This window comes from Kordiimonas sp. SCSIO 12610 (assembly GCF_024398015.1).
Classification (GTDB): Bacteria; Pseudomonadota; Alphaproteobacteria; order Sphingomonadales; family Kordiimonadaceae; genus CANLMI01.
The window spans coordinates 2,026,772-2,037,769 of the sequence record NZ_CP073747.1 but is presented as its reverse complement, the minus strand read 5'-3'; the positions used below and the strand labels follow the sequence as shown (position 1 = coordinate 2,037,769).

10 protein-coding genes are annotated in these 10,998 nt (G+C 45.1%); all 10 read left to right on the top strand.

All coding sequences use genetic code 11. The features are described from left to right. The first annotated feature begins 15 nt into the window (after positions 1-15). The 10 genes from KFF44_RS09460 (at position 16) to bamA (ending at position 10,996) form a co-directional block, all read left to right on the top strand. Positions 16-813 (top strand): NUDIX domain-containing protein, encoded by a 798-nt coding sequence (locus tag KFF44_RS09460; protein ID WP_255933700.1) that lies wholly within the window; start codon positions 16-18, stop codon positions 811-813. Positions 814-981: 168 nt separating this feature from the next. Continuing rightward, positions 982-1,803, top strand: a complete 822-nt coding sequence (gene rpsB, locus KFF44_RS09455) for a 30S ribosomal protein S2 (RefSeq protein WP_370691076.1) — start codon at positions 982-984, stop codon at positions 1,801-1,803. A gap of 94 nt (positions 1,804-1,897) precedes the next feature. After that, the gene (gene tsf, locus KFF44_RS09450) at positions 1,898-2,824 is read left to right on the top strand and encodes a translation elongation factor Ts (RefSeq protein WP_255933699.1); all 927 of its coding nucleotides are present in this window, start codon (positions 1,898-1,900) and stop codon (positions 2,822-2,824) included. 185 nt (positions 2,825-3,009) lie between these two features. Continuing rightward, entirely contained in the window at positions 3,010-3,741 is a 732-nt protein-coding gene (pyrH, locus tag KFF44_RS09445) for a UMP kinase (RefSeq protein WP_255933696.1), read from the top strand. A gap of 43 nt (positions 3,742-3,784) precedes the next feature. Beyond that, a complete protein-coding gene (gene frr / locus KFF44_RS09440) occupies positions 3,785-4,345 on the top strand; it encodes a ribosome recycling factor (RefSeq protein ID WP_255933692.1) in 561 nt (186 codons plus the stop codon). Between the two features lie 2 nt (positions 4,346-4,347). Next, complete coding sequence (locus KFF44_RS09435) at positions 4,348-5,139, top strand: isoprenyl transferase (RefSeq protein ID WP_255933691.1); 792 nt, start codon at positions 4,348-4,350, stop codon at positions 5,137-5,139. An 8-nt stretch (positions 5,140-5,147) separates the two neighbouring features. Next, positions 5,148-5,975 carry a phosphatidate cytidylyltransferase gene (locus tag KFF44_RS09430; RefSeq protein WP_255933690.1) on the top strand — a complete coding sequence of 276 codons (828 nt, stop codon included), beginning with the start codon at positions 5,148-5,150 and terminating at the stop codon, positions 5,973-5,975. 4 nt (positions 5,976-5,979) lie between these two features. After that, positions 5,980-7,140, top strand: coding sequence for a 1-deoxy-D-xylulose-5-phosphate reductoisomerase (gene dxr, locus KFF44_RS09425; protein ID WP_255933689.1), 1,161 nt, complete (start codon positions 5,980-5,982; stop codon positions 7,138-7,140). A gap of 26 nt (positions 7,141-7,166) precedes the next feature. Further along, on the top strand, positions 7,167-8,276 hold the full coding sequence (gene rseP, locus KFF44_RS09420; protein WP_255933688.1) for an RIP metalloprotease RseP: 1,110 nt from the start codon (positions 7,167-7,169) through the stop codon (positions 8,274-8,276). 62 nt (positions 8,277-8,338) lie between these two features. Beyond that, on the top strand, positions 8,339-10,996 hold the full coding sequence (gene bamA / locus KFF44_RS09415) for an outer membrane protein assembly factor BamA (protein ID WP_255933682.1): 2,658 nt from the start codon (positions 8,339-8,341) through the stop codon (positions 10,994-10,996). Positions 10,997-10,998: the final 2 nt, after the last annotated feature.

The window sequence follows — 10,998 nt, the reverse complement described above, 5'->3', positions numbered from 1 at the left end:
GTTAGGAGCCTAGGCATGACCAATGAAACCAATCAGGAGAGAACGATCGCACCAGCATTGCCGTCTGCTTCTATTCTTGTTGTGCGTGACGGCAAAACAGGCCTTGAAGTTTTAATGATGGAACGTGCGAAAACAATGCGGTTTGCGCCTGGTGCATTTGTATTCCCTGGCGGTAAGGTTGATGCGGAGGATATGAAGCTTTGGCGCTGGCGTGGTCAGGTTAGTGACCTGCGGATGAATAAGGAAACGTCTTACAAAATCGCAGCGCTTAGAGAATTGTTTGAAGAAGTTGGTGTCTGTCATGCAACAGGAAGCAGACATAAGGCCGTTATAAGCAATTCGAAAATGGCGATAGCCCGAAAGTCGGGGAACGAGTTTCGTAGAATGCTGGTTAAGCAGGGATTGGTTCTTGATACAAAAAGCCTCGAACCCTTTGCGCATTGGGTAACGCCTGAAAACCTGCCACGCAGGTTTGATACCTATTTTTACATCGCGCACCATAAAGGCCAAAAAGCCAAGCATGATGGGAATGAGGCAATATCGCATCGTTGGGTCAACCCTCAAAAGCTTTTGGATAGTTGGGAAGGGGACCAGGTTCCTTTAATGTTTCCAACCCGTCTGAATTTGGTGAAGCTTGCGCGCGCGAAAACGGCGAGAGAGGCGGTTCGTATGGCTCGGCAAACACCAATTGTGAAAACATTACCTGTTATGTCGGTCAACGAAGGCAAGCCCCAAGTCACGATTACAAATCACGCCGAATATGGTAATATTACAGCTACAGAACGCGAATTGCGAACAGAGCGACCAAAATAATCAATTTTTTCAAGAAAACCCTTGATCTTTGCCGATTAGGCGACTAAAGAAGCGCCAACTTCACACGCGAGTTCGGCCATGCTGGCAAATTCCAGTATTGACCAACCGGTGTTTCAAACAAGTTTGAGACGCAACTCGCGGAGGCATAACCGGTAAAGGAGAATTGAAATGGCAATGCCTGTCGTTGATATGCGCGCGCTTTTGGAAGCTGGCGTACACTTTGGTCACCAAACACATCGTTGGAATCCTAAAATGGCTCCGTTCATCTTTGGTGAGCGTAACGGTGTTCATATTATTGACCTTTCACAAACTGTTCCGTACCTAACACGTGCGCTTCAAGCTGTTCGTGATGTAGTATCTGGCGGTGGTCGTGTTCTTTTCGTTGGTACAAAACGTCAAGCATCACCAATCATTGCTGATGCTGCGAAACGTTGTGGTCAGTATTATGTAAATCACCGCTGGCTTGGTGGTATGCTTACAAACTGGCAGACGATTTCACAGTCAATCAAGCGTCTGAAAATGCTTAATGAGCAACTTGGCCAAGAGCACACTGGCCTGACTAAGAAAGAAACACTTCAGCTAACGCGTCAGCGCGACAAGCTTGAGCTTTCTCTCGGTGGTATTCAGGACATGGGTGGTCTTCCAGACATTATCTTCGTTGCAGACACGCTCCGTGATGATCTTGCAATCGCTGAGGCACGCCGCCTTGGTATTCCTGTAATCGGTGTTCTTGATACGAACTCTAAGCCAGAAGGTATCGATTTCCCTGTTCCAGGTAACGACGATGCAACACGGGCGATCCGCCTATACTGTGATCTGGTTGCTGAAGCTGTTCTTGATGGTATCCAGGCTGACCTTGCTGCACAAGGCGTTGACCTTGGTGCAACAGAAGCACCAGTAGAAGAAGCTGTTGCAGAAGAAGCAGCGCCTGAAGCTGTTGAAGAGGCCGCTGAAGAAGCGCCTGCTGCTGAAGCTGAAACAAAAGAATAACTTACTTATTTGAGTGCTTTGGGTTAAAGGGCTTTTAACTTTGACCCAAAGTTGTTCTTCAATTTAATTTTGAGATACCTCAAGGAGATATCCAATGGCACAAATTACTGCCGCTCTCGTTAAGGACCTACGCGAAAAATCTGGCGCAGGTATGATGGATTGTAAAAAAGCTCTTGCTGAATCTGACGGTAACGTAGAAGCAGCAATGGACTGGCTTCGCACAAAAGGTCTGTCTGCTGCTGCGAAGAAATCTGGCCGTGTTGCCGCTGAAGGCCTTGTTGGCTTTAAGGTGGAAGGCACTAAGGGCGCTGTTATCGAAGTTAACTCAGAAACAGACTTTGTTGCACGTAACGAACAGTTCCAGGGCTTTGTTGGTGGCTTGACAGACGTTGTAATGACCACAGGTACTGATGTTGAAGCGATTAAAGCTGCATCATTCCCGGGTTCAGACAAAACTGTTGCTGATACTTTGACTGACAATATTGCAACTATCGGCGAAAACATGAATATTCGCCGCGCTGAAATAATTGAAGTTGAAAACGGAATTGTTGCGTCTTATTTACACGGTGCTGCCGCTGATAACATGGGTAAAATTGCCGTTCTTGTTGGTTTGACTTCTGAAGCTGGTGAAGACGTACTTGCGCCGCTTGGTAAGCAACTTGCTATGCATATCGCTGCTGCAAACCCTGCGTCATTGAACATCGAAGCACTTGATCCTGCGCTTGTAGAGCGTGAGAAACAGGTTCAGATCGATAAGGCACGCGAATCTGGTAAGCCAGAAAATATCATTGAGAAAATGATCGTTGGCCGTATGCGCAAATACTATGAAGAAGTTGTGCTTCTTGAGCAGGTGTTTGTAATCGACGGCGAAACAAAAATTGCTAAGGTCATCGAAAAAGCTGCGAAAGACGCTGGCACTGCCATCGAACTTACTGGTTTCGTTCGTATGGAAATGGGTGATGGCCTAGAGAAAAAAGAAGAAGATTTTGCTGCTGAGGTTGCTGCTGTAGCTGGCGCATAAGTTAAAATCTGATCGATTGAAACTCGGAATACTGGTGAAGTGTTCCGGGTTTTTTTGTGTCGATTATAAACTTGACGCAAAAACTGCATAAAATTGTCAAATTGATCGTAGCTATTTGTGTTGTGACCGGATAAGCTGCGGCAAATTATTACATCGGGTCGATCTAACGGGGAGTAACTGCTGATATGTCATCAGAGCCTAAATATAAACGTGTTCTTTTGAAATTATCTGGTGAGGCCCTTATGGGGGACGGTGCTTATGGTATCGACCCTGATACAGTGGAACGAGTTTCGACCGCAATCAAACAAGCGACAGAAATAGGCACAGAAGTTTGCGTGGTTTGTGGCGGCGGTAATATTTTCCGCGGACTAAAAGGTGCTGCCCAAGGGATTGACCGAACAACCGCAGATCATATGGGTATGCTGGCCACCGTTATGAATGCACTTGCACTTCAAAATGCACTTGAACAGCAGGATGTTGATACCCGTGTTCTTTCTGCAATTCCGATGGCGAATGTTAGCGAGCCTTATATTCGGCGCCGTGCAATCCGGCACCTAGAGAAAGGCCGTGTTGTTATTTTTGCTGCCGGAACAGGGAACCCGTTCTTTACGACTGATACTGCGGCTGCACTTCGCGCTGCCGAAATGAATTGTAACGCTCTTCTTAAGGGGACACAAGTGGACGGTGTTTATGATGCTGACCCTAAAACAAATCCAGATGCTGTGCGTTATGATGAATTGACATATATGGATGTGTTGCGACAGGACTTGAAAGTGATGGATGCATCTGCAATTTCGTTAAGTCGCGAGAATAATATTCCGATTGTCGTTTTCTCAATCCACACGGACAACGGTCTTTTGGATATGTTAACTGGGCAGGGAATTTGTACTGTTGTAAAAGAAAGCGATGCCGAATAACCAATAACGCGAGAGTATTCATAAAATACCCGGGGAATAGAATATGAGTGATGATATTGATTTAGATGATATTGAACGTCGGATGAAAGGTGCAAACGAAGCTTTGAAATCTGAGTTTGCTGGCCTTCGGACGGGCCGCGCCTCAACGAGCTTGTTAGACCCTGTCATGGTAGATGTTTATGGCTCCAACATGCCGCTTAATCAAGTTGGTACCGTTTCAGTACCAGAACCTAGAATGTTGTCTGTTCAGGTCTGGGACAAGGCAAATGCTTCTGCTGTTGAAAAGGCGATCCGCAACGCTGGTTTAGGCCTGAACCCGATGCTAGACGGGCAGTTGGTTCGTATTCCAATTCCGGAACTTAATGAGGAACGCAGGCGCGAGCTTGCAAAAGTTGCTGCCAAGTATGCGGAGCAAGCCCGGATCGCCGTTCGTAACGTTCGCCGTGACGGAATGGATCAGTTGAAAAAGGCTGAGAAAGACAAACTTATCAGCGAAGATGATCACAAAATGTACGCTGATGAGATTCAAGAGCTCACTAACAAATATGTTGGTGATGTAGATACTGCATTGCAGACCAAAGAAGCTGAGATTATGCAGGTCTAAATATGGCGGCAGATGGCGACTTATCTGTTGGTACTCATGGAAATGTGCGAAAAATTGAAACTTCGCGCATACCAAAGCATGTCGCCATCATTATGGACGGTAATGGGCGTTGGGCATCCAAAAGAAAATTACCCAAGTCTGTTGGTCATAAAAAAGGCTCCGAAGCGGTAAAAGAGGCAATTTCCGGTGCGATTAAATCAGGTGTAAAATATCTTACCCTTTATGCCTTTTCTACAGAAAACTGGAACCGTCCTCAGGATGAAGTTCAGGATTTAATGGGTTTGCTTCGGTTTTACCTGAAACGAGAGATAAAAGAACTTCATAAAGAAAATGTAAAGCTTCATGTGCTTGGTGAAAAATCCGCGTTGGACGCAGAAATTACCAAGCTTATAGATGACGCTGAGGCTTTGACAGCTGATAATGACCGCTTAACTTTAGTGATCGCATTGAATTATGGCAGTCGCCAAGAAATATTGAAAGCTGTTCAAGCCATTGCCCAAAAAGTAGAAGAGGGTGCTTTATCAACAAAAGCAATCACTCTTGAGACTTTGGATGATGCATTGCTAACAAAGGAAATACCAGACCCTGATCTGGTTATAAGGACAAGCGGCGAACAACGCTTGTCAAATTTCTTGTTGTGGCAAGTAGCCTACAGTGAGCTATATTTTTCTGATGTCCTATGGCCAGACTTTGCTGAACAGCATTTTATAGATGCTGTGATCGAATATGGTGGCCGTGAACGAAGATTCGGCGCCAGACCAGATGATGAAATCATTACGGATACGGTGGCGTAAGAGTGGCTGTGATATCGAAAAATTTGCTCCAACGCATTATATCTGCCCTCATGTTGTTGCCGCCAGTTGTCGGTGCAATCTACTTAGGGGGGTGGTGGTTTTATGGTTTGTTATTATTGGGTGGTATCCTGATGATGCTAGAATGGAACCGTATGGTTTCGAGTCAAAATCCACTGGTTGACGTGATTACACTGTTACCAGTTGCTCTCTTGCCCATGATTTTTGTGTTGTTGCCACAATCTGAGGCAATATTATCAAACCCAATGATCATGATTATTGTTTTAGCATTGGTTTTAGGTGTTGGTACATTTATCGAAATCAGTAAAACAAAATCGGAAAAGCATAAAACAGTTTATTACTCCTTGCTCGGCAGTGCTTATGTTTCCAGCGCTTTGATCGCGCTTTCATGGCTTAGGTCTGTTGATGAATACGGGTTAATGGTATTGTGGATTTTCCTTAATGTCTGGGCCATGGATGTTGGTGGCTATTTCGCTGGCAAAGGCATAGGTGGCCCGAAACTATCACCAAAAATTAGCCCCAATAAAACCTGGGCTGGTTTGATCGGCGGTATAGTACTGGCGATGATCATTTCCTACCTGTTTTCACTCATATTTACTTGGGGCGATATTGGTAAAACATGGGTCATGGGTGGTGTGGTTGCCTTGGTGGCGCAAATGGGGGATCTGTATGAAAGCGCTGTCAAACGGCGGTTTGATGTTAAAGATTCTGGTGAACTGATACCAGGGCACGGTGGTATATTGGACCGGGTTGATGGTATTGTTTCCGCAGCCCCTTTTACTGCCCTTGTTCTCGCTTTGTATTTTGCACTGGGCTAGCTAAATGACAAAAAGACAGACTATATCAATTCTGGGCTCGACCGGCTCTATAGGGCTTAGCACTGTCGATATTATTCAGCGACATCCAAATCGGTTTGAAGTTGTGGGACTAACAGCAAATCAAAACCTGTCTGAACTTGTTCGCCTCGCCAAAGCGTTGAATGCAAAATATGCAGCAATTGGAAACGAAGCTCTTTATGCAGAATTAAAAGAGGTATTATCGGGAACCTCTATTATTCCATTGGCGGGTGAAGCAGGCATTTGTGAAGTCGCAGAAGCAAACAGTGATATTGTTATGTCTGCGATTGTTGGGGCAGCAGGCCTAAAGCCGACACTCCAAGCAATCCGCCGTGGTGCAACAATAGCACTTGCGAATAAGGAATGTTTGGTTTGTGCTGGCGATTTAATGCTCGAGGAAGTTAATAGGTACGGATCAAAGTTACTTCCTGTTGATTCTGAACATAATGCGATTTTCCAGGTGTTTGATCAGGAGCATGCAAGTGATGTTGAGCGAATAATTTTGACAGCATCCGGCGGACCATTTTTAAACCAAACGATTGACGAATTGACTGACGTTACACCCGAACAGGCCGTTGCTCATCCGAATTGGGATATGGGTGCCAAGATTTCCGTCGACTCTGCGACGATGATGAATAAGGGCTTGGAGATGATCGAAGCCTATTATTTATTTCCGGTTAACCGCGATCAGGTTGACGTCATCGTTCATCCTCAGTCAGTTATCCACTCTATGGTGGAATATGTTGATGGTAGCGTTTTGGCGCAAATGGGCACGCCTGATATGCGTACCCCGATCTCATACTGTTTGGGATGGCCGGACCGTTTATCCACGGGGGCTAAAGGATTGGATTTTGCTACGTTAGCTGATTTGACTTTTGTTGAGCCCGATTATGCCAAATTTCGCTGTTTAGGACTGGCGCGTGAAAGCCTTATTAATGGGGGAACGATGCCGGCAGCGATGAATGCAGCGAACGAAGTTGCAGTGGATGCATTTCTTAATAGAAACATTGGATTTCTTGATATAGCGTGTGTCGTTGAAAAAGTTTTAGAAAAATTTGACATGAAAGCGCCACAATCGCTCGCAAATGTATATGAGATCGATAAGCAGGCACGAATAATGGCACACGAAGCTATTGCTTGTCTGTAATGCGTGAAGGAAGAAAGTAACTAGTAATGGATGGATCAAATCCGGGAATAATTCTAACGCTGTTGTCTTTTATTGGCGGATTCAGCGTGTTGGTTTTTATTCATGAGTGGGGGCATTACAGTGTGGCGCGCTTATTCGGCGTACGTGTAGACTCTTTCTCAATCGGATTCGGAAAAGAGTTATTTGGCTGGACTGATAAAAAGGGCGTTCGTTGGAAAGTATGCATGTTGCCGCTTGGTGGCTATGTGAAGTTTTTCGGTGATGCCTCTGGTGCCAGCAACGCCGATAGTTCAATTGAGCAATTAAGCGAAAAAGAAAAATCGGAATGTTTTCACTATAAGCCTGTTTGGCAACGGGCTTTGGTTGTTTTCGCAGGACCAGGTATTAACCTTTTGGCCGCAGTCCTCGTCTTTGCAGGCTTTTTCTGGGCGTACGGCGCACAGGTTACACCGCCAATAGTTCCGTCTGTTTTGGAAGATTCTGGTGCAGAGCGATCTGGAATGCAGGTTGGTGATAGAATAGTTTCAATAAATGGGAATTCTATCGAACGCTTTAATGATATTGTCTCCATTGTTCGTTTGTATCCTGAGAGAGAAATTGACTTGGTACTGGAACGAGATGGTCAATCTATAAATAAAACGCTCCTAACTGGTGTTGGATATCAAGAAGATAGATTTGGAAACCGCTATCCTTATGGTGTAATGGGTATAGGTATTCCTCAGTCGGTGAGAGTGGAAGTTGGCCCAGTTGGTGCTATATCAGAAGGGTTTCGCCAAACAGGAACGTTCATCCAGACAATTTTTACCACAACTGGTCAGATTATTGTTGGACTACGATCTGTTAATGAACTTGGTGGGCCGGTGCGAATCGCTACAATGACTGGCGAGGCGGCAAGCCGGGGTATTGAGAGTTTCATAATATTTCTAGCGTTGATCTCTATTAATTTGGGGATAGTCAACTTATTGCCTATTCCTGTACTCGATGGTGGTCATTTGATGTTCTATTTGGTTGAAGCTGTTAAAGGGTCCCCCTTGAAAAAACGGGCGCAAGAAGTGGGATATATAGCCGGAATGGCCTTAATGTTGATTTTTATGGTGTTTGTAACACTGAATGACTTGCAATCTATCGTTCTATAGGTAAGTTGCTGGCCTTAATGTGTTTATAGAAACATTGATACTGAAGAAGAGTGGGCAAAGTTTTGCAGTTAAATAATTTCTATCTGGTTGTTGGTTTTTGTGCATCAATCATAATTGCGACAATAGTGACAGGTTCAGTTTCTGCACAGCAGGCAGGGGCGGGGCAGAACCAACAGGTTCCCATTATCCGGCAAATCAATGTTATCGGTAGCGAGCGTGTAGAGCCAGAAACGGTAGCGTCTTACCTTACTATTCGAACAGGCGACCCATTTGACCTGGCAAAAATCAATGAGAGTACAAAAAACCTGTTTGCAACTGGATTGTTTGCAGATGTTGAAATCCTCGAGCAGCAAGGTACTTTGATTATCAGGGTTGTTGAAAACCCAATCATTAACCGCGTTGTTTTTGAAGGTAATAAACGTTTGGACCGTGATGAACTTCTCGAAGAGGTTAGATTGCGCCCCAGAACGATTTTCACACGTGCAAAAGTACGGGCAGATGTAGAGCGGATACTTGCTTTATATCGGAATTCCGGTCGGTTCGCGGCAATCATTGAGCCAAAGGTTGTTCAGTTAGAACAAAACCGTGTTGACGTTCTTTTTGAGATACAAGAAGGCCCGAAAACGCGGATCAGTAAAATCAACTTTATTGGTAATAAAAAATATAGCGACGGCGATTTAAAGGACGTCTTGGCAACGAAGGAATCGCGTTGGTGGAAGATTTTTGGTTCCAACGATACCTTTGACCCAGATCGGCAAGCTTTTGACCAGCAAGTTCTTCGCCAGTTTTATTTGAACGAAGGCTATGCAGACTTCCGTGTTGTTTCTGCTGTTTCGGAATTGACTGCTGACCGGGAAGATTTTTTTGTAACTTTCACTGTTGAAGAAGGCGAAATATACGAATTTGGCGAAATCAGCGTCGATAGCGAAATTCGTGATGTTGATCCGATTTTGTTCGAAGCATTCCTTCTTATGCGCAAGGGCCAAATCTATAACGCAGAAGCAATTGAAAAAACCATTGAGGCACTTACGAATGCAGCTGGCCTACTTGGGTATGCTTTTGTTGATATCAGACCACGGATTAACAGAAACCGTGAAGGTCGAACAATTGATATTACCTTTAGGGTGCTTGATGCACCAAGGGTATATGTGGAGCGTATTCGTATCCATGGTAATGTAACGACACTTGACAAAGTTATTCGCCGCGAATTTCGCCTTCAAGAAGGCGATGCCTTCAATTCAGCGCTCGTGAATCGTTCGGAAAACCGTCTAAACCGTTTAAGTTTCTTCCGCGAGATTGAGATTGAACAACTACCGGGGTCAACGCCTGATAGACTAGTATTGGATGTCGGTGTAGAAGAGCAAGCAACAGGTGAACTCAACCTTGGGGCCGGTTTCTCTAGCGTCCAAAACTTTATTTTCAATGCTTCCGTCAGGCAGCGCAATCTGTTTGGTAAAGGGCAATCGCTAGGACTTTCGTTAAATTTATCGAGTTTCCAACAGAATATTAACTTAGACTTTACCGAACCGTATTTGTTAGGGCGCAGTATTTCTGGTGGCTTCAATGTTTTTGTAACCAATACGGACACCAATGGACTTGGTAATGGTATTTTCCAGAATGGTTTGCAGAACAGAGCGCTTGGTTTTCAGCTTCGTGCTGGTGCTGCATTGAATGAATTTTGGTCACTTGGACTTCGTTATACTATCAGGCAGGATGACGCGTCGTTTGGGCTTCAATCGATAGGCCTCGCCGGTACAACAATTGCTAATATTGCGGAGGCTAGTTTAAATAACCCCGATTTACTTGCTTCGGCCGACTTAAATGGGGATGGGGTAATCACTGAAGCCGATTTTGATGAGAATGGTGATGGATCTCTGAGTGTTGCAGAGTCAGAGGACGTTCTCTTAAATTTCAATCCTTTCTTCGCAAACTCCATTGGGTCGAGAACGCAATCGATTATTGGCTATACACTCGGCACCGATAGTAGGAATAGTATCATCCGGCCAACTCGTGGACGATCCATTCGGTTCAATCAAAACTTTGCGGGCCTGGGTGGTAGTGTAAAATACCTCCAAACGACAGCAAGTATCGATAATTATTGGACTCCGTTCAATGGTTGGACGCTGCGTTTAGGTGCAGAAGGTGGCCTTATTGAAGGGATTAACCAGCAGGTTCGTTTGAACGATTTGTTTTTCCTTGGTGGTCCAAGGCTACGTGGTTTTGATAATTCAGGGGTGGGCCCTCGTGAATTCGATATTGTTGGCCAGGCATTAGCCCCTGAGCAACAGTTTAGGGTTGTCGGTGGCCGAGCATTTTATATTGGACGCGCCGAGCTCTTTTTCCCGCTTGGTAATGCCGCGCTCGAATCCGGAATTAACGCATCTGCCTTTTTTGATGTCGGTGCCTTGTTCCGTGCAGAAAACTCTATTTTCCCTTCATGTCCGTTTAGCCTTCAGCAATTTAATGACTTTTCCCTTCTCGTTGCAGAACAAGGTATTTCGGGGCCGGCAGCTATTCAGGATTTAGCATCTACGGAGTTAGGTTTTTCAGGCGCTACATGTATATCAGGTAACTCTCCAAGTCCGCGTATTTCAGTAGGTATCGGGTTTTCTTGGCAGTCACCATTCGGTCCATTCCGAATTGACCTCGCAAGAACGTTGCGTCGTCAGCTCGGAGATGATACTCAGACACTTCAATTCAATGTGGGTACCACATTCTAAAG